A 20,465-nucleotide genomic window follows, 5' to 3' on the forward strand; every position below is an offset into this window, starting at 1 on the left:
AAGGCGCGGCATTTTGTTTGCGCTTGCAGTATGTGCAAATTCTGCTATGCATGTTTGTGCCGATTTATGCATGTTTATGCTTGTTGGGAGAATTAAGTGGCGACGGAGCTTTTGCTTCACGAAAGACAGGCGCGTATTCAGGACCTGTTGCAGCAGTCGGGTCGCGTGCTGGCGACGGAGTTGGCTGAGAGCTTTGGCGTGTCGGAAGACACGATCCGCCGCGATCTGCGTGATATGGCGGCTGCCGGTCTCTGCAAGCGTGTTTACGGCGGCGCTCTGAAAGCTGCACCGTCATCGCTGTCGCTGGCCGAGCGCGACGGGGAACGCACGGCGGCCAAGGCGGCGCTGGCGGGTGTGCTGCTTGGTCTGATTGAGCCGGGCATGACGGTGTTTCTGGACGCGTCCTCGGTCAACACGGCATTGTCGCGGCTTCTGGTGGAACGCGGCGAGGCGCTCACAGTTGTTACCAATACGCCGTCGATTGCGGCTATTTTGCTTCAGTCGTCGAAAATAGAGGTGATCACGATCGGCGGGCCGATTGATCGCCGTGTCAGTGCGGCGGTGGGCGCGCGGGCCTTGCGCGATGCGGAAACAGTGCGTCCTGATCTGTGCGTGCTGGGTGCCTGCGGCGTTGCGGCGGAAATCGGCGTTACGGCTCTTTTTCTGGACGATGCCGAGTTCAAGCGCACCATTGCCAGCCGCAGCCGGTCTGTCGTACTGGCAATCACCAATGACAAGCTTGGCACTGTTGCAGCGCATGATGTCGTCTCGCTGGATGATATTGGTGTCATGGCTGTTGAACAGGATGCCGATGAGAAATTGCTCGCGCCTTTTGTGGCGGCGGGCGTGAATATATTACGCGCGGCAACAGGCCGTGGCTGAGGGACATATGGAACAGGTTTCCGGACGGGAAGATACCGCGCCGTCGCGCGCGCCGATGATCACCAAAGAGCGTGTCGCTGTCGCGCTGCTCTTTCTGGCTAACGGCTATATTTTTGGCGGCTGGGCTCCGAAAATTCCAGAATTCGCCGCACGCCTTGGGCTGGATAGCGCAGGCATGGGGCTGATGATCCTCGTCTTCGGCGTCGGCTCGCTGGCCATGATGCCGGTGGCAGGCGCCTTGTCGGCGCAGCGCGGTTCCGGCGCGGTGGTGCGTATTTTCGCGCTGGCCTTTATTCCGGCGCTACTGATCATCGCTCTGGTGCCCAATGTGGTCACAGCGGTCATCGTGATGTTTTATTTCGGTGGCACCATGGCTGCGATGGATGTGGCGATGAATGCCAATGCGGTCGCCGTGGAAAAATCCATGCGCCGCGCCATCATGTCGTCCTGTCATGCATTCTGGAGCCTCGGCGGGCTTATCGGCGCAGCGACAGGCGGCTTTCTCATCACGCAGTTCGGCTCGACTGTTCATGCGCTGGTCGCGACCATCGCTGCGGCGATAATGATTGCTGTCGCGTGGCCATCGATCATTGCCGACAAGTTTCACCATCCAAGCGGCGAAAAGCAGAAGCTCACCCTGCCGCGCAATCCGCTGCCCTGGCTGGTGGGGGTGATGGCCCTGTTCTCGATGGTGCCGGAAGGCGCGATCATCGACTGGAGCGCTTATCACATGCGCCAGGATCTGGGCGCGTCGGTCACGCTCGCGGGTTTCGGCTTTGCGGCCTTCTCCTTTTCCATGGCGGTGATGCGCTTTGCGGGCGATCTGGTGCGCGACCGTTTCGGCGCGGTGCGCACGCTGCGCGCTTGCACGACGATTGCCATTATCGGCATGTTGATCGTCGGCTTTTCCACCGATCCCTATGTGTCGCTGGTCGGTTTCGCCATCTGCGGCATCGGCATTTCCAACATGGTGCCGATTGCCTTTTCGATGGCCGGAAACATACCGGGCGTGAATCCGAGCGTCGGCCTGTCGATTGCCACCACGCTTGGCTATTCCGGCATGTTGGTGGCGCCGTCGCTGATCGGCTTTGTTGCCAAACATAGCGGTTTCGGCGTGGTGTTTATCGCGCTGCCAGTCCTGCTTCTTGTTGTGCTGGCCTTTTCCAGCCTCGCCCGCTACGCCGACCAGAAGCATTAGTCTCTATTTTTACGCATTATCCAGCGCAAAACCGCTTCGCACTTTTGCTGGAAATGCTTTTTATTCCGCGGTCCAGCCGCCTTCGACCGGCAAGGCCGCGCCATTGATCTGCGCAGCGGCATCGGTGGCGAGAAAGGCGGCAAGCGCTCCGATCTGCGCGGTGGTGACGAATTCCTTCGTCGGCTGTTTATCGAGCATCACTTCGCGGATCACCGTTTCACGATCCATGTTGTGCGCTTTCATCTGATCGGGAATCTGCGCCTCCACAAGCGGCGTCAGCACATAGCCGGGACAGATGGAATTGGCGGTGATCTTCGCGGTCGCCAGTTCCAGCGCCAATGTCTTGGTAAAGCCGACAATGCCATGCTTGGCCGCAACATAGGCCGACTTGAACGGCGAGGCGACCAGTCCGTGGGCGGATGCAATATTGATGATGCGTCCCCAGCCGCTCGCGCGCATATGCGGAATGGCGGCGGCGGATGTATGGAAGGCGGAGGTCAGGTTGATCGCGATGATGCGGTCCCACTGCTCGGTCGGGAATTCTTCCACCGGCGCGACATGCTGGATGCCCGCATTGTTGACCAGAATATCGGCGCTGCCGAAAGCCTTGACGCTATCGGCGATCAGCTTGCGGCAGTCGTCGCCCTTCGACATATCGGCTGCGATATAGACCACGCTTGCGCCATGTTCCTCGCCCAGCATGCGGGCAAGCGCATGATCTTCGTCGCGGTCGGTGAAGGAATTGATCACAACGTTGTGTCCCGCAGCCGCCAATGCGTGGGCGATGCCAAGGCCGATCCCTGAATTGGAGCCGGTGACAATAGCGGTTTTGCGGGCAGTTGCGTCGGTCATGGTCTGGCATCCTCGTTTATGATGGCGCGCATAATGAGAGGGCGACAATGCGTCGGCAAGTGATTATATAGATCGAAATCCTTATAAGTGCAGACCCAGTTAAGAACAGAGCAAAATGTCTTCCGAGACCGTCAGCTATTTCTCGCATCCTTTCCCTCGTCGCCAATCGGTTGGCGTCAGTGTCGGCGGCGTTGTCGTCGGCGGCAGCGCGCCGGTTGTCGTGCAGTCGATGACCAATACGGATACGGCGGATGTGGACGCCACCGTCGCGCAGGTCGCAGCCTTGCATCGCGCGGGTTCCGAGATTGTGCGTATCACGGTGGACCGCGACGAATCCGCTGCCGCCGTGCCAAAAATCCGCGAAAGGCTGGAGCGTCTCGGCCATAATGTCCCGCTGGTCGGCGATTTCCATTATATCGGCCACAAGCTGCTTGCCGATCATCCGGCCTGTGCGGAAGCGCTGGCGAAATATCGCATCAATCCGGGCAATGTCGGCTTCAAGGACAAGAAGGACAAGCAGTTCGCCGATATCGTCGAAATGGCGATCCGCTACGACAAACCGGTGCGTATCGGCGTCAACTGGGGTTCGCTTGATCAGGAATTGCTGACCACACTGATGGATCGCAATCAGGATGCGGGCGCGCCGTTGAGCGCACAGGAAGTCATGCGCGAGGCCATCGTGCAGTCGGCGCTGATTTCCGCCAATCTGGCCGAAGAGATCGGGCTTGGCCGCGACAAGATCATTCTGTCGGCCAAGGTCAGTCAGGTGCAGGATCTGATCGCCGTCTATACGATGCTGGCGCAGCGTTCCGATCATGCGCTGCATCTGGGTCTCACCGAGGCTGGCATGGGCACCAAGGGCATTGTCGCCTCGTCGGCGGCCATGGGCATTTTGCTGCAGCAGGGCATTGGCGATACGATCCGCATTTCGCTGACCCCCGAACCCGGCGGCGACCGCACCCGCGAAGTGCAGGTGTCGCAGGAGCTGTTGCAGACCATGGGCTTCCGCCAGTTCATCCCGATTGTTGCGGCGTGCCCCGGTTGCGGACGCACGACGTCGACAGTGTTTCAGGAACTGGCGCAGACCATTCAGGACGATATCCGCCGCAACATGCCGGTCTGGCGCGAAAAATATCCGGGCGTGGAAGCGCTATCGGTCGCGGTGATGGGCTGCATCGTCAACGGTCCGGGCGAATCGAAACATGCCGATATCGGTATTTCTCTTCCCGGCACGGGCGAAACGCCGTCCGCGCCGGTGTTTGTCGATGGCAAGAAGGTCACCACTTTGCGCGGCCCTGCCATTGCCGAAGAGTTCCAGAAGATGGTTGCCGATTATATCGAGAACCGTTTCGGCCTTGGGCAGAAGATGGCTGCCGGACAGAACTAAGCCGAGCAGGTCACTGCGCGCGTCGCAGCTTCTGGTGTTGTTTTTAGTGTTGCCGCCCAGAAGACGAGCGTGGCAAGGCTGATGCCTGCGCCAAGCAGGCACACGCCATTCCAGCCCGCATGGGCATAGACCCAGGTTGAAACCGCTGAGCCACTCGCGCTGCCGATGGAATAGAAAACCATATAGGCAGCGGTCAGCCGGTTCTGCGCATCCGGGCGCACGCGATAGATCATGGCCTGATTGGTCACATGGACCGCCTGAAGGCCGAAATCGATGATCAGCACACCCGCGACCAGCCACAGCAAAGACTGTCCGAGAAGGGCGATAGGTGCCCACGCCACCAGCATCAATGTGAGTGCTACGCCGGTCATGCGCTGTGCATGGCCGCGATCCGCAGCACTCCCGGCCCGTGAGGCGGCCAGCGCTCCGGCGGCGCCCGCAAGGCCAAAGAGGCCGATCTCCGCATGGCTCAATTCAAAGGGCGGTGCACTCAGCGGCATTACCAGCGGTGCGAGCAGGGTGGTTATATCGGCAAAGATCAGCATGGCGATGATGGCGCGAATGCGCAGCACGGGCTCCTCTTTGAAAAGGGTTGCGAGCGAGAGGATCAGCGCCGGATAGGAAACGCTTGCAGCTTGTCGGGTCTGGCGCGGCAGGCTGCGCCATAGCATGAGGCCGATCAGCAAGGTAATCACCGCTGAACTGAGATAGACGCTGCGCCAGCCGCCAAGGTCGGTTAACGCGCCTGCAACCGCGCGGGCGAGCAAGATGCCAAGCACGATACCGCTGGTCACAATCCCCACGACATGGCCGCGCCGCGCCGGTTCGGCAAGGCTTGCGGCATAGGCGACGAGGGCCTGTGTCACCACGGCAAGAAGGCCGGTCGCTGCCATCGCGAGAAAGAGCAAGGATGGTTGTCCGGCAATGCCTACGGCGGCAAGTGTCAGCGAGGACAGGAGAAAATGCGCGACGATCAGTTTGCGCCGGTCGAAGAGATCGCCCAGCGGCACGAGAAAGATCAGGCCCAGCCCGTAGCCGATCTGGCTGGCACCGACGATCAGTCCCGCTGTGGAGCGGTCCAGTCCGATATCGTCGGCCATCACATCCAGAAGCGGATGCGCAAAATAGACATTGGCAACGGCAAGACCGCTCGCAATGGCAAACAGAAGAAGCGTTGGGGTGGATAGTGATGGGCGCGCGTCACTGTTCGCGGCAGTTTGCGCTGCCGCGTCGGGAGAGATCTGCATGATGAACTCCAGCAATTTTGGTTTTACTATGAAACCATTTTGTTTTTAGCCAAATAGGTTTTATATTGCAACCAAATTGAATGGATGGAGTGAGATGGTTCGCAAGAAGAGCCTGAAAGGCGACTATTGCCCCAGTGCGCGGGCGCTGGACGTGATTGGTGACTGGTGGTCGCTGCTGATCGTGCGTGAGGCGTTTGACGATGTGACGCGCTTCAGTGCCTTTCAGAAGAATCTGGGCATTGCGCGCAATATTCTGGCCGAGCGTCTGCGCAAGCTGACGGGCGAGGGCATTCTGGAAAGCGTGCCTGATCCCAATGGCGGCGCACATCAGGAATATCGGTTGACTGCGAAAGGGCGCGATCTTCTGCCAGTGGTCGTCGCGTTACGGCAATGGGGCGAGAAGCATCTGTTTACGCCGGAGGAGCCGCATTCACGGCTGGTGGACAGCGTGTCCGGTCACGACATCGCAAAGCTCGACGTGCGTGCACAGGACGGACGCGTACTTTCCGTCGATGATGTCGTTCTGATCAAGGTTCGAGAGGACGATCTCTGAGTATCAGCTCTGGCGTTCAGCGATGAAGCGCGCGGCCTGCTTGAGAATATCGGCATCCTTGCCGAACGGCGCGAGCAGGCTTTCCGCCTGGGCGACGAGGCCGGACAATTGCTTGCGCGTCCAGTCGATGCCATGCAACGCCACAAGCGTGGCCTTGCCAGCAGCCGCATCCTTGCCCGTTGCCTTGCCCATTGCAGCGGCGTCTGCCGTCACGTCCAGAAGGTCGTCGGCAAGCTGGAAGGCGAGACCAATGGCCGAACCGAATTCCGCCATGCGTTCGCGATCTTCGCGGGAGGCGTCGGCGATGATGGCTCCTGCTTCGCAGGCAAAGCGGATCAGCGCGCCGGTCTTCATCGCCTGAAGCGTGATGATACCGGCTTCGTCTGGCTTTTTTGTCTCGGCCATCAGATCGAGGGCCTGCCCGCCCGCCATTCCGCCAAGGCCGGAAGCGCGGGCAAGGGCGGAAACCAGTTTTACGCGCACGGAGGAATCGAGATCGGTCTCGTCAGCGGCAATAATGTCGAAGGCGTAGGTGAGGAGGCTGTCGCCCGCGAGAATCGCAGCCGCTTCATCAAACGCCTTATGCACTGTCGGCTGGCCGCGGCGCAGATCATCGTCGTCCATGGCCGGAAGATCATCGTGGACAAGCGAATAGCAGTGGATGCATTCCAGTGCAGCCGCGACCCGCAAGACGGCATCGCCGCTCTTGCCGAATAGTGCAGCACTTTCCACAACCAGGAACGGACGCAGTCTTTTGCCGCCATTCAGCACACCGTGACGCATGGCCGCGATCAGCCGTTCCGGTCGGGCGATCTCGCCGGTGCGCAGGCGCTCGTCAAGAAGCCCAATCAGCGTCGTCTCTACTTCGTGGGCGCGACGGTTGAGGGCATCGGTGAATTCGACAGTCACATTTTCCATGATGATCGGCATGGACGAAAGCGCTAATTTGGTCAACTGGGCATATCGATCAGCACAGGCTTTTTCATCAGACGGTCATCAAACGTTGTGTTTCCAGCTTGTTTCCAACGCAGGATTATGGAATCGGGTTCTATATTATTAAAGAATGGTTTATGTCGCTGGGGGAGTACATCAGGCGGTGGACGTGGCCAAAATCATCATCAAGAGCAAAAACGGGCGCAATTACCTGGCTGATCCCGTGTGGGGGCGCCGGATTGTTCTCGCCTTCCGCTTTCTGGTGGTGCTGGCGGTGTTGCCCCTGTTTCTCCTGCTTGTCTATTCGGTTCCCTTCGTGCGCCCGGTCTCGATGCTGATGGTGAAGGACTATGTCCTGTTGCAGGATGTAGACCGGCGATGGGTGAGCATCGACGATATTTCCCCGCATTTGATCAATTCGGTCATGATGGCGGAAGACGGTCAGTTTTGCAGCCATGGCGGCGTGGACTGGCATCAACTGAGCATCGTGCTGGATGATGAGGGCGGCCCAAGCCGGGGTGCTTCCACCATCACGATGCAGACGGTGAAAAATCTCTTCCTGTGGAATGGACGCTCTTTCATTCGCAAGGGGCTGGAATTTCCGCTGGCGCTGGCCGCCGATGCAATCCTGTCGAAGCGGCGCATCATGGAGATTTACCTGAATATCGCCGAATGGGGACCGGGCATTTATGGCATCGAAGCCGCCGCGCAGCATTATTTCAAGCGACCGGCGGCAAAGCTCAATGCGCAGCAGGCAGCCCTTCTCGCCGTGACGCTGCCCAATCCGGCGCTGCGCAATCCGGCCAAGCCGACCCGCAACATGCAGCGCCTCGCACGGGTCGTTGCCGGTCGCGCGGTGCGCTCCGGCCCCTATGTGACCTGCGTACAATAAATGCCGGTCATGAAAAAAAGATCAGACTCTGGCTGGTCAAAGCCCGCAAGAGCGTGTATAGGCACCTGACTTTCCGGAATTTTGTCCGCTGTGACAGGCTCCACCGGGGCCGTGCCGGACGTTTATTGACCGATCAGTGGAGCTGGATCCATGGCAGTACCTAAAAGAAAAACGTCTCCGTCGAAGCGCGGCATGCGCCGTTCGGCTGACGCTCTGAAGGCCCCGACCTATGTCGAGGACAAGAACTCGGGCGAACTTCGTCGTCCGCATCATATCGATCTGAAGAGCGGTATGTATCGCGGCCGTCAGGTCCTCGAAGCTAAGGAATAGGTCTGACGCTGCGGTTACCGCAGCTAGCAGACAGGTTTCAAAAACGCCGTTTCCGGGAAACCGGAAGCGGCGTTTTCTTTTATTATCTTTTGAAAAATTGCTGAGGTTTGTAATATAATTAATGTTTACTTTTACCTTTTGATGAAAAACAAAATTAGGCCTCATTTACGGTCAATATTATCGATCGTATTTTGTTTTTTTAATATATTTATTAGGTCATAAAATGGAAGAGTATTTCAAATCTGCAATTTTAAACTCTGGAATTTCATTAAGCTGCGTCGTTTCACTGTTCGATGTAATCGACAATGCGAGCTATAATGAATTTCATTCGATGAATATGTCTGATACACCCAGTTTGAATGGGCATTTGGACGAAGATGGCGCCACGGCCATTACGCATTTCGCGCTCAATAATCTGGGATAACTGATGCGATGTGAAGGCCGCGAGTATTTCGCGGCCTTTCTCCTGTTGAGCTCAGCCTGCATCCGCAGCAAAACCTGCCTTTTCTATACCGGCGATCGCGACAGCTTCGTCATTGTCGGACGTATCTCCTGAAACACCGACAGCGCCGATAATTTCACCATCGCTATTCTTGATGATGACACCGCCCGGCACAGGAACGATTCTGCCGCCGGAGACGCTGGAGAGACCTTCCAGAAAATGCGGGCGGTCCTTGGCCTGATTGTGCAGCCAGCGCGAACCGCTTCCGACCGCCAGAGCGCCGAAAGCCTTACCGGATGCGATTTCGAAGCGCAGGATCGACGTGCCGTCCTGACGCTGAAACGCCTTGAGATTGCCGCCAGCATCGAAAACCGAGACCGCCAGTGGCTTGAGCTTCAGTTCGACGGCCTTGGCAAAGGCCGTCGCGATGATGGAATTGGCCTGATCGAGCGTGAGTTGGACCATGGGGAACCCTCCTGTTTCAATGCGGCCAATGTAGCGCCTGTCGGATGATCCGCATCCGCTAAAGTACCTCCTTTTCGGAGAAACAGCTTTTCGCTTTGCTGAAGGTTTGATGTAGTCCTTGCCAAGGCGCGCTTTTTGGTTTTTCTCTGTCGCAACAGTTTGTCACGGAGGAATAGCATGACTGCCGCAACCGATCCGAAAGCTATCGTTATCGCCAGCGCCGCGCGTACGGCGGTGGGCTCCTTCAACGGTGCTTTCGCCACTGTTCCCGCCCATGAGCTGGGCGCGACGGTCATCAAGGCGGCTCTGGAACGGGCGGGCGTTGCTGCTGACGATGTCGATGAAGTCATTCTCGGACAGGTGTTGACGGCAGGCGAGGGGCAGAACCCGGCTCGTCAGGCTGCTATGGCGGCTGGCTGCCCGAAAGAAGCAACGGGCTTTGCGATCAACCAGCTTTGCGGCTCGGGCCTGCGCGCCGTTGCGCTCGGCATGCAGCAGATTCAGTCGGGCGATGCGAAAGTTATCGTCGCTGGCGGTCAGGAATCGATGTCCATGGCGCCGCATTGCGCGCATCTGCGCGGCGGCGTGAAGATGGGCGATTTCAAAATGATCGACACCATGATCAAGGACGGACTGACCGATGCGTTTCATGGCTATCACATGGGGATCACCGCAGAAAACATTGCGCGCCAGTGGCAACTGACCCGCGCCGATCAGGATGAATTCGCGCTCGCGTCCCAACAGAAGGCAGAAGCGGCGCAGAAGGCCGGAAAGTTCGAGGATGAAATCGTCCCGTTCACCGTCAAGACGCGCAAGGGCGATGTTGTCGTTTCATCCGACGAATATATTCGTCCGGGCGCGACCCTCGAAGCGCTGACCAAGCTGAAGCCAGCTTTCGACAAGGAAGGCACGGTGACGGCGGGCAATGCATCCGGCCTCAATGACGGCGCTGCGGCAGTCGTGCTGATGGAAGCCGAGGAGGCAAGCAAGCGTGGCGTCAAGCCGCTGGCGCGCATCGTTTCCTGGGCAACGGCTGGCGTCGATCCCTCGATCATGGGGACGGGTCCGATCCCAGCCACGCGCAAGGCGCTGGAAAAGGCTGGCTGGACGGTGGCCGATCTGGAACTGGTGGAAGCTAATGAAGCTTTCGCCGCGCAATCCTGCGCCGTGGTTCGTGATCTGGGTCTCAACCCGGAAATCGTCAACGTCAATGGCGGCGCAATTGCTATCGGTCATCCAATTGGCGCTTCCGGCGCGCGTGTGCTGACCACGCTGCTTTATGAAATGAAACGCCGCGATGCCAAGCGCGGTCTCGCGACACTCTGCATCGGTGGCGGCATGGGTGTTGCCATGTGTGTCGAGCGCGACTGATCCGTTTCCGACCTGCTTTATCTTTCGGCCAGGCTGTGGGTTTCCGCAGCCTGCCTTTTTATGTCCGCAAACACAGGTTTGATGGCGAATGAGGGGCGGGGCTGTTTTGGATTAGCCGCTCAAAGGTTAACGCCAAACGCCTTCTCTGTTCGTTTTAGGGTGTATCGTTGCGTCAGCTGATGTTTCAATATGGTGCGGTTTGGCAAAAGCCTACCAGATGTGGTGAGAACAAAGAGGGAAAATTGATCGATCACCGATTCGTCGCCGATTCGTTCCGGCTTTGGCCTGAAGGTTAATGAAAACGGCTTTGGCGGCTTGATGTTCGATAACCAACTATTAGGAATTGTTAAGTTTTCTTTAAGCTGCTCAAACTGTCATCGCACACTCTTGACGCGCTTTGGTCAAAAGTTAACGGCGCTGGTGTTTTGTTCTGTTTATGTCAGGACGTTGCGCATGGGAGACTCAGCATATGGTGGCTATCGACAATCCCGTTACCATATGTTGCCGTGAACAAAAGGCGAAGGAATCAGAGTCAGCGATTCGTAGCCGATTCGTTCCAGAGTCGTTCTATTCGTTAAATTGGACCCTTTGTTAAAATCGGGCGTTTGGTAAAACTGTCAGGCTGCCTATGTAAAAACTCGGGCGGCTTAAACTTAACAGGAGCGCTTTCGGCCAAGGTCGTATAGTGCTATCGCAACACACGACAATCGGCACCCCAGTTGCATGTTGGGGTGCTTGTACCGGGAATCAATTATTGGCATGAACCAACGCCCTGCCCATGATTTGCCGCTGAGCTTGAGCGGTCGCGACGTGACTGCGGTGCTGGGGCCGACCAATACAGGCAAAACCCATCTCGCCATCGAGCGCATGCTGTCGCACGGCAGCGGCATGATTGGCCTGCCGCTGCGCCTTCTGGCGCGTGAGGTCTATAATCGTGTCGTGGAGCGGGTGGGCGTCGCCAATGTCGCGCTGGTCACGGGCGAGGAAAAGATCGTCCCGCCCACTGCGCGTTATTCCGTCTGCACCGTCGAAGCCATGCCGCGCCGCACCGATGTGGCATTCGTCGCCATCGACGAGGTGCAACTCGCGGGCGATCTGGAACGCGGGCATATTTTCACAGATCGCATTTTGCATCTGCGCGGACGGCAGGAAACACTCCTGCTCGGTGCCGCCACCATGCGCGCCATTCTGGAAAAGCTCCTGCGCGGCATCAATGTGGTGACGCGCCCGCGCCTGTCACACCTGGCCTATGCCGGTTCCAAGAAGATCACGCGCTTGCCGAACCGTTCGGCCATCGTCGCTTTTTCCGCCGACGAGGTTTACGCCATTGCCGAGCTGATCCGTCGCCAGCGCGGCGGGGCTGCGGTGGTCATGGGGGCTTTGTCGCCGCGCACACGCAATGCGCAGGTCGAGCTTTATCAGTCCGGCGATGTGGACTTTCTGGTCGCGACCGATGCCATCGGCATGGGGCTCAATCTCGATGTCGATCATGTGGCCTTCGCGCAGAACCGCAAATTCGACGGCTATCAGTTCCGTGATCTGACGCCAGCCGAAGTGGGGCAGATTGCCGGTCGTGCCGGTCGTCATCTTCGCGATGGCACATTTGGCGTGACGGGGCAGGTGCAGCCCTTCGACGACGAGATGGTCGAACGGGTGGAAGCGCATAATTTCGATCCGGTGAAAGTGCTGCAATGGCGCACGGAGCGTTTCGACTTTTCGTCGATTGAAGCCTTGCGCCGATCACTGGAAACACCGGCACCAGTCGAGGGGCTGGCCAAGGCTTTGCCGGCTGTCGACCAGCAGGCGCTTGAAAATCTGTCGAAAGACGGAGAGATTGTGCGCCTCGCGACAACACCGGCGCGGATTGAACTTTTGTGGGATGCCTGTGCGCTTCCCGATTATCGTAAGATCGCACCGGCACAACATGCCGATATCATTGCGTCTATCTATCAGGATCTAGTGCGCCGAGGGAGCGTCGATGAAGATTATATGAGCGAACAGGTGCGCCGCGCCGACAGTACAGAGGGGGAAATCGACACTCTGTCGCACCGTGTGGCGCAAATTCGAACCTGGACTTTTGTGTCGCACAGGCCCGGATGGCTTGCCGATCCGACACACTGGCAGGAAAAGACGCGCGAAATAGAGGACAGATTGTCCGACGCGCTTCATGAAAGGTTGACGAAACGCTTTGTAGACCGCAGGACAAGCGTGCTTATGAGGCGCCTGAGAGAGAATGCCATGCTTGAAGCAGAAATCAGCCCGGCCGGAGACGTGAGTGTCGAAGGCCACAATGTTGGGCAACTGGAAGGATTCCGTTTCACCGCCGACGTCCAGGCCGAGGGGCCAGACGCGAAGGCGGTGAAGACGGCTGCGCAAAAGGCGCTGGCCGCCGAGTTCGATCGCCGTGCGGAGCGCTTTGCGGCTGCTCCCAACGGAGACTTCGCGCTTGGTTCGGACGGTGTGTTGCGCTGGGTCGGTGCAACCGTTGCAACTTTGGTCGCCGGTGACGACATTATGAAGCCGCGCACGGTGATCCTTGCCGACGAACAGCTCACCGGTCCTGCACGGGACAAGGTTGCTGCGCGCATCGATCGTTTCGTGGCGCATCACATCGAAACCGTTCTGAAGCCTCTGACCGATCTGGCCGGCGCCGACGCGCTGACCGGCATGACGCGCGGTCTCGCTTTCCAGATCGTCGAGAATCTCGGCATTCTCCAGCGTCGCGAGGTGGTGGAGGAAGTGCGCGGTCTCGATCAGGATTCGCGTGCGGCACTGCGTCGCCTCGGCGTGCGCTTCGGCGCCTATCACGTGTTCATGCCCATGCTGCTGAAGCCGGCTCCCGCCGGTCTCATCACGCTGCTCTGGGCCTTGAAGAACGATGGCCGCGAGCGTGCCGGTTACGGCGATGTGGTCAATGTTCTGGCCGCTGGTCGTACCTCGGTTGTGGTCGATCCGGCTTTCGATCCGATGTTCTATCGTCTGGCAGGCTATCGTGTGCTGGGCCGTCGTGCGGTTCGCATCGATATTCTGGAGCGTCTTGCCGATCTCATCCGTCCGGCTCTGGCCTGGCGTCCGGGTTCGGGTACGCGTCCGGATGGCGCTTATGACGGCGGACGTTTCATCGTCACGCCTGCCATGATGTCGATCCTCGGTGCGACCACCGAAGACATGGAAGAAATCCTGAAAAGCCTGGGCTATCGCCATGAGGCGATGGAAGCTGGCGATGTTGCCGCCAAGCTTGCGGAACTGGATGCCTTTGCTGCCGAAGCTGCCGCCAAGGATGCAGGCGCTGCCGTTTCTGCTGTTGCAGCGGAAGCGGAAAAGCCTGCCGTGCCTGCGGCGGAACCGGTGCCTGCGCCGGTTGTCGCTGTTGAAGTGAAGGCCGAAGAGACCGCACCTGTGGCGGAAGCGCCTGCTGCTGAAGCCGCTGCACCTGCCGGTGACGCGGTTGCGGAAGAGCCGAAGCCGGTTCTCCTGTGGCGTCAGGGCCGTTTCGAAGGTCGTAGCCGCAATCAGGACCAGAACAACCGTCAGCGTCATGGTGGCCAGCACAATCGCGGCCAGCAAAACGAGGCGCGCAAGTCCGAAGGCGGCGACGAGCAAAATGCGCGTGGCGGCAAGCGTTTCGACAAGAACAAGCGCCACAACCATGACGGCGAAGGTCAGGGCAAGCGCGAAGGCTTCAAGGGCAAGCCGCGTGACGGTGGCGGTCGTGATCGCCAGCCGAAGCGGGATCACGCTGCCCCCCATGGCGCGTCTAATGGCAACAAGCGTTTCGAACAGGAACGTCCGGCACGGATCGATCCCGACTCGCCGTTTGCCAAGCTGCTGGCTCTCAAGGAGCAGATGAAGAAGTAAGATGACCGGCGAACACAGCGGAAGACAGCGTATCGACAAGTGGCTGTTTTTCGCGCGCGTGGTCAAATCAAGATCGCTGGCGGCGAAACTCGCCGTCGGCGGCAAGGTCCGGGTCAACCGGGATAAGATCGAGCAGGCCGCTCATCAGGTGAAAATCGGCGATGTGCTGACCATCACGCTTGATCGCCGCATCCTCGTTTACAAAGTGCTTCTGCCCGGCGAGCGGCGTGGTCCTGCTCCGGAAGCCCAGCTTCTCTATGAAGATTTGTCGCCAGCGCCAGCCTCTTCGTCCGAGATGACGGCGGCTGCCCTGCCGCAGCGCGAAAGCGGCGCGGGACGCCCCACCAAGAAAGAACGCCGCGATACGGACCGTCTGCGCGGGATTTGATCTGGACGCGTTGCCGCAGCGTTGAAGACAGCTGCGATGGAAATTGCGCCGTAAAGTGTTTTGACGAAAGTGTTTTCTACGCTTAGGGGTTGAGACGAAAAGCCGTTTCTGCTGTCTGGCCTATGCTTACAATGCGGCGATTGCACCCTTGTCAGAGAGAGATAAAATCGCTACCTCACGCTGTGTCACGAAGAACATGGCGATGAAAAGGGTCGGATGATCCGGGATTGCTCCATGGGTCGTGATGTCGTGGCGAGATATTCCGTGACGCAGCCATTCCCATGGACCTGTCGAAATATCGGCGCAAATAAACAGGATAGACAAGCCTCCACTCGGGAAGAGGGGCGGTAACAGGAGTTCGACGATGACTTATGTCGTGACCGATAATTGCATTCGCTGCAAATATACGGACTGCGTCGAGGTCTGTCCGGTCGATTGCTTCTATGAAGGCGAGAACATGCTCGTCATCAATCCTGATGAATGCATCGACTGCGGCGTGTGCGAGCCTGAATGCCCTGCCGAAGCGATCAGCCCGGATACTGAGCCTGGCCTCGACAAGTGGCTGGAGCTGAATACGGAATATGCGGCGAAGTGGCCCAATATCACCGTCAAGAAAGATGCCATGCCGGAAGCCAAGGAAATGGACGGCGTCACGGGCAAGCTCGAAAACCATTTCTCCCCGGAGCCCGGCAGCGGCGACTAGGCCCAAAGGCCCGTCTATCGTCTTGTCATCGCATGTAGATTAGCTTTGCCTTTCACTTGCTTTTTCTACACGAAGGCGGCAAAAGACGAATAAAATCACGGGAAAGCACCGGCAAAACAGGTGTATTGAGTTGCCAGACGGGACATATCTGGCAATTTGTTGATTCTTTCGCGAAATTGTGTTAGCCTGCACCAATAATTTCGGTGACTGGACGTCAATTCGTGGCGCAAAAGCGTTTTTCTCAGAAAGGCTGATGTTTTTTACCGGGCTAAAATTGGCACCGGGGTGGATGATTGCGATCAAACGCAAGGTCCTGAAAAGTTGTTGGCTTCTCAGGGCGGTTTTATGCGCCGCAACACCATTCCGTTCCTGCTCCTTTTCTTGCCCGTTAGAGAAAATCTGCCGTTAGAGGCGTTTCCGGTTCATCGCATGTTGCAGTCAGATGAAAAGCATCTGACGCCGCATAAATGCGCCTAACAGCGGCTCAGAGTGCCGATCTGCTTATGAGATCGACTTGCTCTGGTGCCGACAACAGCTTCCGCGCTTCTCAGAAGTGCGGTCGGGTATCATGTGTCAACCGGCGGGTCGCGCCGGGCACAACAGGGAGTATTGAAGCGTATGTCATCCCAGCAGAAAAAATCCGCAATCCGTGGTGGTTTCAAGACCGGTGAGTCGATTGTGTATCCGGCTCATGGCGTTGGTCAGATCGTGGCGATCGAAGAGCAGGAAGTGGCTGGTCACAAGCTTGAACTTTTCGTGATCGATTTTGAAAAAGACAAGATGCGTCTGAAGGTTCCGGTCGCCAAGGCTGCAACCATCGGAATGCGCAAGCTGTCGGAAACGGATTATGTGGAGCGTGCTCTGAAGGTGGTGCAAGGTCGTGCTCGTGTGAAGCGTACCATGTGGTCGCGCCGCGCGCAGGAATATGATGCGAAGATCAATTCCGGCGATCTGATCTCGATTTCGGAAGTCGTGCGCGATCTTTTCCGTGCCGAAAACCAGCCGGAGCAGTCCTATTCGGAACGCCAGCTTTATGAAGCTGCGCTCGACCGCATGGCTCGTGAAATCGCAGCCGTTAACAAGCTGTCGGATACCGAAGCTGTCCGTCTGATCGAAGCCAATCTGGCCAAGGGGCCGAAGCGCGGCAAGGCCGATGCTGAAGCCGACCTTGAAGACGATGAAGTCGAAGCTGCATAAGTTTTGCTTTTCTTGATGTTTAAAAAGCCCGGCGAAAGCCGGGTTTTTTATTTGTGCTGTTCAAAGCGCCTCATATCACGCTGGTCGGATTATGCTGGCGGTGACGGATATTTGCTTCAAAGTGGAATTGTTTTCTCAAGCGATTGTTTACCCCAGCCGGCTTTTGTCAGCGTTGTCAGATATTTATACTTTTCGAAGGGAACCAGATCGCTTTTCGCGCGTTGTGAAAAGATACCAGTTCGTAATGGGTCTGTTTTGCGGCGTTTGAACGTGTGCCTCAAGACTGTTCCGAGAGGGCGTTCTGAACGACTTATGTAAGTGTTCAATTGTTCTTCGTGTAACTGGCATATCCTTCAGCCTGGCGTCCAGAAGGGTGCCAGTTCAGAACAGGAGAACCAGATGAAGCCGTCATCAATAAGCAGTTCTTCCGCAGTTCCCGCACCTCGCATGCTTCCGGCTGCGCGTAATCTCCCAACGCCAGCCTCATCCTCCCAATCCATGATCCGCAGCGCAATGTCGGCTCCTTATCTGGAGCGCGAAGAGGAGCGGGCTCTCGCCATTCGCTGGAAAGAATTGAAAGACCAGGATGCCCTGCATCGCATCACATCCGCGCATATGCGCCTTGTGATTTCCATGGCCGGGCGTTTTCGCAAGTTCAAGCTGCCGATGAATGATCTCATTCAGGAAGGCTATGTCGGTCTTCTGGAGGCCGCTGCCCGTTTCGACCCGGACCGGGAGGTGCGTTTCTCAACTTATGCTTCCTGGTGGATCCGCGCATCCATGCAGGACTATATTCTGCGCAACTGGTCCATCGTTCGCGGTGGCACGAGCTCGGCGCAGAAAGCCTTGTTCTTCAACCTTCGCCGTCTGCGCTCGAAACTTGCCCAGGCTGACGACAGCATGACCAAGGCCGAAATCTATCGCGAGATTTCGGATCAGCTTGGCGTTTCGGCGACCGATGTGGAGTTTATGGACAGTCGCCTGTCCGGGCCTGACAGCTCACTGTCCGCTCCGGTCAACAATGATCAGTCCGGGGCTTCGCGGCGCATGGACTTTCTGGTCGACGATCATCCGCTTCAGGATGAAGTTGCCGAAAGCTCCATCGATATGGAACGCCGGAACCAGTGGCTGCATGTGGCGCTGCACTCGCTCAATGAGCGCGAGCTGCACATCATCCGCGAGCGGCGTCTGGACGATGATGGCGTGACACTGGAGGCGCTGGGCGAAAAGCTCGGTATTTCAAAGGAACGTGTGCGCCAGATCGAAAGCCGCGCGCTGGAAAAGCTCAAGATTGCTCTGCTCAGCCAGCATGAACTGGCAGCCTATCAGGCTTGAGAAGCGGATAAATCAGGCAACGCAAGAAAAGGGGCGGTTCGACCGCCCTTTCTTTTTGGGGTCAGGACTTGTCGCCTTCGAGGCGGCTTGTCCAATCTTCCACCTTGCGGTTTTCCAGACGGCGCACCGCATAGCGCTTCCAGCTATCAGCCAGATGCGGGATATTGGCCATGCGCGCCAGTTCGTCGTAATTCAGCATATCGACATAAAGCAGATGCCAGATGCGATGCAGTGACCATTCCGGTGAAAGACGGTCGACCAGCACCATGCTGCCGCCAGTCTCCGCTTCCCCTTCTTCCAGCACGCGATAATACCAGCCGGTACGTCCGGTCTTCTGGACGCGGAGTGCCATGTCCGGCGTTTCCAAACGCGCATTAAGCTTCCAGCAGGGCTGACGCCCTTGCGACACTTCGACCAGCGCGGTTCCGAAACGGAAACGGTCGCCGACAGCGACATTGTGTTCATCGAGGCCGGTGGTGGAAATATTCTCGCCAAAAGCGCCTGCTGCGCCGAGGCGGTGATTGTCGCCGATATCCTTGCGCCACAGGGGGTAATGATCGCGAGGATAATGATGCAGCGCCTTCTCCGGCCCGCCATGCACCTTGCGATCGCCTTGCTCGTCGCAATCCAGCCCGACCGATGTGACGCGGACCTTGCCGGTGACGGGGCGCTTGTCGATGGCGCTTGGCGCGTTGCGCGGACCGAGCGGAGCGATCTGGCCTGCAAGCAAGGCGTCGATGCGGGTTTCCATGTTACTCACTGATGATTTTCACGCGGTCGCCGACCGAGACGGTGGCGCCGGCTGGCATAGCGTTGAGCAGGCGGAACAGTTCCAGCTTGCGCGTGGTGCCCTGAACCCGTGACGAAAGGCTCGCCATGGTGTCACCCGGCTTCACCGTCACAACGCGGATGCGCAGCGGCTTGATGGCGTTCTGCTCGGCAGGTGTCAGAAGACGGAAGGACTGCGTCACCGTCTGCGAGGCCGGAAGCAGCGCGGTGCTGCCCTTTGGCGCGGCGGTGAGGAAACGATAGACCTTGTCGTTTGCGCCAATCACCACGATGTCGAACTGCCAGCGGTCGGCAGCGGCACGTGCAGTTGCGGCTGGCAATCCGTTGACAGTGGTTGCCTGAATGGAGCTTTCATCCAGGCCCGTGACCCAGCCCGATTTGATATAATCGGTGAGGCTGGAACCGGATGGCAGAGATGCGCCGTCAAACCGGATCGCCACTTCGCCGGGACCGCTCGCCATGACGGCGGTGGCGGAATTGTCGATGGTGAAGCCGTCAGGCGCGCGGAACGTTACGCCGAGCTTCGGATGGATGAAGGTCTGTTCGCGAATATAGCCCTCATTGGGCGAGTCGCCGTAAAGCAGCCCGTCAATGCCATTGAGGAACGAATCACGGTCGGTTGTGCCGACGCCCGGCGCGCCGATACGGCGGGCATGGCCGAGCGCCAGTTCGATGCGTTGCGGCGTTGCCGGATGGCTCGCGAGGAAGTCGAGGCTGGCATCGGTCGCGCCGGATACGGAACGGAAACCGGTATAGGCTTCCATCGATTGCAGGAAACGTGCCGAGGCGAATGGATCATACCCCGCTTCGCCGATCATCTTGATGCCGATGGCATCGGCTTGCAGTTCCTGATTGCGCGAGAACTGGGCAAGCCGCAGCTTGCCGCGAATGAGCGCTTCACGGCTGGCGGATTCATTATGCAGCACTTCGCTGGCCACGCGACCGGCGATCTCGGTTTCCGCTTCCTTTTCCTGCCGCAGAATGCCGTGATTGGCGACGACGTGGCCCATTTCATGGGCGATTACGGCTGCGACTTCCGAGGAATCATTGGCGAGCGCCAGCAGGCCGCGCGTCACATAAAGATAGCCGCCGGGCAGGGCAAAGGCGTTGATGTTGGGCGAATCGAGAATGGTGATGCGGTAGGTCTGCTCCGGCTTGTCGGAAACGGTCGTGAGCTTGCCCACGATCTTCGCGACCATGCGCTCCAGCCGCTGGTCCTTATATTCGCCGCCATAGGTGGCGAGGATGCGCGGATGCTGTTGCGCGCCGATCTGCGCCAGCTTGTCGTTGCGCGTCACATTATCGACCGTCACCGGATTGTCCGATGGCTGCAAGCCGAGATCCTTGCTGGAATTGATCGACTGGCAGCCGGAAATCAGGGCGACAGCAAACAAGCCAAAGCCAATGGCTGCTTTCCGCCAATTGCGCTGCGCCCGTTCTGGCAGGGAGACTGGAAGACACAGGGAGGCCCGGATACGGGTCTTGTGACGGAACAGTATTTTATCCTCGCGATTCATAGATCATCAGGTCGTCCGCAAATCTAGTCACAGACCAGCAGACGTACAAGCGGCCCAATAGAGTTGAATACGGTTCTTCCGGGCGGATTGCGAACAAAATATGTCCGCACCCGTAACTCTATTTGA

Annotated in this window: 19 protein-coding genes; 12 read left to right on the top strand and 7 right to left on the bottom strand. The window is 58.1% G+C overall.

The window, feature by feature from the left end; genetic code table 11:
- Window positions 1-96: 96 nt before the first annotated feature.
- Both FIC94_RS15500 and FIC94_RS15505 read left to right on the top strand, forming a co-directional pair.
- Window positions 97-882: a DeoR/GlpR family DNA-binding transcription regulator gene (locus FIC94_RS15500; protein ID WP_109369802.1), complete on the top strand. Its 786-nt coding sequence runs from the start codon at window positions 97-99 to the stop codon at window positions 880-882.
- A 7-nt stretch (window positions 883-889) separates the two neighbouring features.
- Entirely contained in the window at window positions 890-2,080 is a 1,191-nt protein-coding gene (locus FIC94_RS15505; protein ID WP_140025478.1) for an MFS transporter, read from the top strand.
- A 60-nt stretch (window positions 2,081-2,140) separates the two neighbouring features.
- Here the strand turns inward: FIC94_RS15505 and FIC94_RS15510 are convergent, their stop codons facing one another.
- A complete protein-coding gene (locus tag FIC94_RS15510; protein WP_109369800.1) occupies window positions 2,141-2,932 on the bottom strand; it encodes a 3-hydroxybutyrate dehydrogenase in 792 nt (263 codons plus the stop codon).
- A gap of 115 nt (window positions 2,933-3,047) precedes the next feature.
- Between FIC94_RS15510 and ispG the strand changes: the two genes are divergently transcribed.
- Window positions 3,048-4,319 carry a flavodoxin-dependent (E)-4-hydroxy-3-methylbut-2-enyl-diphosphate synthase gene (gene ispG, locus FIC94_RS15515; RefSeq protein ID WP_140025479.1) on the top strand — a complete coding sequence of 424 codons (1,272 nt, stop codon included), beginning with the start codon at window positions 3,048-3,050 and terminating at the stop codon, window positions 4,317-4,319.
- Here ispG and FIC94_RS15520 read toward each other — a convergent pair.
- On the bottom strand, window positions 4,316-5,566 hold the full coding sequence (locus FIC94_RS15520; RefSeq protein WP_140025480.1) for an MFS transporter: 1,251 nt from the start codon (window positions 5,564-5,566) through the stop codon (window positions 4,316-4,318). The two genes, ispG and FIC94_RS15520, sit on opposite strands and share 4 nt — an antisense overlap.
- A gap of 94 nt (window positions 5,567-5,660) precedes the next feature.
- Here FIC94_RS15520 and FIC94_RS15525 point away from each other — a divergent pair, with 94 nt between their 5' ends.
- On the top strand, window positions 5,661-6,119 hold the full coding sequence (locus tag FIC94_RS15525; RefSeq protein ID WP_121538609.1) for a winged helix-turn-helix transcriptional regulator: 459 nt from the start codon (window positions 5,661-5,663) through the stop codon (window positions 6,117-6,119).
- Window positions 6,120-6,122: 3 nt separating this feature from the next.
- Here FIC94_RS15525 and FIC94_RS15530 read toward each other — a convergent pair whose 3' ends face one another.
- Complete coding sequence (locus FIC94_RS15530) at window positions 6,123-7,037, bottom strand: polyprenyl synthetase family protein (protein WP_140025547.1); 915 nt, start codon at window positions 7,035-7,037, stop codon at window positions 6,123-6,125.
- Between the two features lie 184 nt (window positions 7,038-7,221).
- Here FIC94_RS15530 and mtgA point away from each other — a divergent pair, with 184 nt between their 5' ends.
- Window positions 7,222-7,944, top strand: coding sequence for a monofunctional biosynthetic peptidoglycan transglycosylase (mtgA, locus tag FIC94_RS15535; RefSeq protein ID WP_171318714.1), 723 nt, complete (start codon window positions 7,222-7,224; stop codon window positions 7,942-7,944).
- 150 nt (window positions 7,945-8,094) lie between these two features.
- Window positions 8,095-8,274: a 50S ribosomal protein L32 gene (rpmF, locus tag FIC94_RS15540; RefSeq protein WP_006467787.1), complete on the top strand. Its 180-nt coding sequence runs from the start codon at window positions 8,095-8,097 to the stop codon at window positions 8,272-8,274.
- 475 nt (window positions 8,275-8,749) lie between these two features.
- Here the strand turns inward: rpmF and FIC94_RS15545 are convergent, their stop codons facing one another.
- Window positions 8,750-9,181, bottom strand: coding sequence for a GlcG/HbpS family heme-binding protein (locus tag FIC94_RS15545; protein ID WP_140025481.1), 432 nt, complete (start codon window positions 9,179-9,181; stop codon window positions 8,750-8,752).
- 177 nt (window positions 9,182-9,358) lie between these two features.
- On the opposite strand from FIC94_RS15545, the gene FIC94_RS15550 reads away from it, so the two are divergent.
- From FIC94_RS15550 to FIC94_RS15560, 3 genes are all read left to right on the top strand, one after another.
- The gene (locus FIC94_RS15550) at window positions 9,359-10,552 is read left to right on the top strand and encodes an acetyl-CoA C-acetyltransferase (protein ID WP_109369794.1); all 1,194 of its coding nucleotides are present in this window, start codon (window positions 9,359-9,361) and stop codon (window positions 10,550-10,552) included.
- Window positions 10,553-11,311: 759 nt separating this feature from the next.
- Window positions 11,312-14,410, top strand: coding sequence for a helicase-related protein (locus tag FIC94_RS15555; protein ID WP_124915890.1), 3,099 nt, complete (start codon window positions 11,312-11,314; stop codon window positions 14,408-14,410).
- 1 nt (window position 14,411) lies between these two features.
- A complete protein-coding gene (locus FIC94_RS15560; RefSeq protein WP_109369792.1) occupies window positions 14,412-14,798 on the top strand; it encodes an RNA-binding S4 domain-containing protein in 387 nt (128 codons plus the stop codon).
- 126 nt (window positions 14,799-14,924) lie between these two features.
- On the opposite strand, the gene FIC94_RS15565 is transcribed toward FIC94_RS15560, so the two are convergent.
- Window positions 14,925-15,122 carry a hypothetical protein gene (locus FIC94_RS15565; RefSeq protein ID WP_124915889.1) on the bottom strand — a complete coding sequence of 66 codons (198 nt, stop codon included), beginning with the start codon at window positions 15,120-15,122 and terminating at the stop codon, window positions 14,925-14,927.
- 40 nt (window positions 15,123-15,162) lie between these two features.
- Here FIC94_RS15565 and fdxA point away from each other — a divergent pair, with 40 nt between their 5' ends.
- From fdxA to FIC94_RS15580, 3 genes are all read left to right on the top strand, one after another.
- On the top strand, window positions 15,163-15,501 hold the full coding sequence (fdxA, locus tag FIC94_RS15570; protein ID WP_109369791.1) for a ferredoxin FdxA: 339 nt from the start codon (window positions 15,163-15,165) through the stop codon (window positions 15,499-15,501).
- 618 nt (window positions 15,502-16,119) lie between these two features.
- Complete coding sequence (locus FIC94_RS15575; protein WP_109369790.1) at window positions 16,120-16,698, top strand: CarD family transcriptional regulator; 579 nt, start codon at window positions 16,120-16,122, stop codon at window positions 16,696-16,698.
- Window positions 16,699-17,097: 399 nt separating this feature from the next.
- Entirely contained in the window at window positions 17,098-18,033 is a 936-nt protein-coding gene (locus FIC94_RS15580; RefSeq protein WP_140025482.1) for an RNA polymerase factor sigma-32, read from the top strand.
- A gap of 61 nt (window positions 18,034-18,094) precedes the next feature.
- Here FIC94_RS15580 and FIC94_RS15585 read toward each other — a convergent pair whose 3' ends face one another.
- Together FIC94_RS15585 and cdlP are read right to left on the bottom strand one after the other, a co-directional pair.
- On the bottom strand, window positions 18,095-18,784 hold the full coding sequence (locus FIC94_RS15585) for an MOSC domain-containing protein (RefSeq protein WP_140025549.1): 690 nt from the start codon (window positions 18,782-18,784) through the stop codon (window positions 18,095-18,097).
- Between the two features lies 1 nt (window position 18,785).
- Window positions 18,786-20,216 carry a cell division protease CdlP gene (cdlP, locus tag FIC94_RS15590; RefSeq protein WP_140025548.1) on the bottom strand — a complete coding sequence of 477 codons (1,431 nt, stop codon included), beginning with the start codon at window positions 20,214-20,216 and terminating at the stop codon, window positions 18,786-18,788.
- Window positions 20,217-20,465: the final 249 nt, after the last annotated feature.

Origin of the sequence: Ochrobactrum teleogrylli (assembly GCF_006376685.1) — a bacterium.
Classification (GTDB): domain Bacteria; phylum Pseudomonadota; class Alphaproteobacteria; order Rhizobiales; family Rhizobiaceae; genus Brucella; species Brucella teleogrylli.

What these genes read in the sequence shown, in the direction of transcription:
- FIC94_RS15525 (WP_121538609.1), top strand. Translation starts at nt 5,661, where the DNA reads ATGGTTCGCAAGAAGAGCCTGAAAGGCGACTATTGCCCCAGTGCGCGG.
- FIC94_RS15530 (WP_140025547.1), bottom strand. Translation starts at nt 7,037, where the DNA reads ATGGAAAATGTGACTGTCGAATTCACCGATGCCCTCAACCGTCGCGCC.
- fdxA (WP_109369791.1), top strand. Translation starts at nt 15,163, where the DNA reads ATGACTTATGTCGTGACCGATAATTGCATTCGCTGCAAATATACGGAC.
- FIC94_RS15510 (WP_109369800.1), bottom strand. Translation starts at nt 2,932, where the DNA reads ATGACCGACGCAACTGCCCGCAAAACCGCTATTGTCACCGGCTCCAAT.
- FIC94_RS15555 (WP_124915890.1), top strand. Translation starts at nt 11,312, where the DNA reads ATGAACCAACGCCCTGCCCATGATTTGCCGCTGAGCTTGAGCGGTCGC.
- FIC94_RS15505 (WP_140025478.1), top strand. Translation starts at nt 890, where the DNA reads ATGGAACAGGTTTCCGGACGGGAAGATACCGCGCCGTCGCGCGCGCCG.
- FIC94_RS15585 (WP_140025549.1), bottom strand. Translation starts at nt 18,784, where the DNA reads ATGGAAACCCGCATCGACGCCTTGCTTGCAGGCCAGATCGCTCCGCTC.
- FIC94_RS15550 (WP_109369794.1), top strand. Translation starts at nt 9,359, where the DNA reads ATGACTGCCGCAACCGATCCGAAAGCTATCGTTATCGCCAGCGCCGCG.
- FIC94_RS15580 (WP_140025482.1), top strand. Translation starts at nt 17,098, where the DNA reads ATGAAGCCGTCATCAATAAGCAGTTCTTCCGCAGTTCCCGCACCTCGC.
- rpmF (WP_006467787.1), top strand. Translation starts at nt 8,095, where the DNA reads ATGGCAGTACCTAAAAGAAAAACGTCTCCGTCGAAGCGCGGCATGCGC.
- FIC94_RS15560 (WP_109369792.1), top strand. Translation starts at nt 14,412, where the DNA reads ATGACCGGCGAACACAGCGGAAGACAGCGTATCGACAAGTGGCTGTTT.
- FIC94_RS15520 (WP_140025480.1), bottom strand. Translation starts at nt 5,566, where the DNA reads ATGCAGATCTCTCCCGACGCGGCAGCGCAAACTGCCGCGAACAGTGAC.
- FIC94_RS15545 (WP_140025481.1), bottom strand. Translation starts at nt 9,181, where the DNA reads ATGGTCCAACTCACGCTCGATCAGGCCAATTCCATCATCGCGACGGCC.
- ispG (WP_140025479.1), top strand. Translation starts at nt 3,048, where the DNA reads ATGTCTTCCGAGACCGTCAGCTATTTCTCGCATCCTTTCCCTCGTCGC.
- FIC94_RS15575 (WP_109369790.1), top strand. Translation starts at nt 16,120, where the DNA reads ATGTCATCCCAGCAGAAAAAATCCGCAATCCGTGGTGGTTTCAAGACC.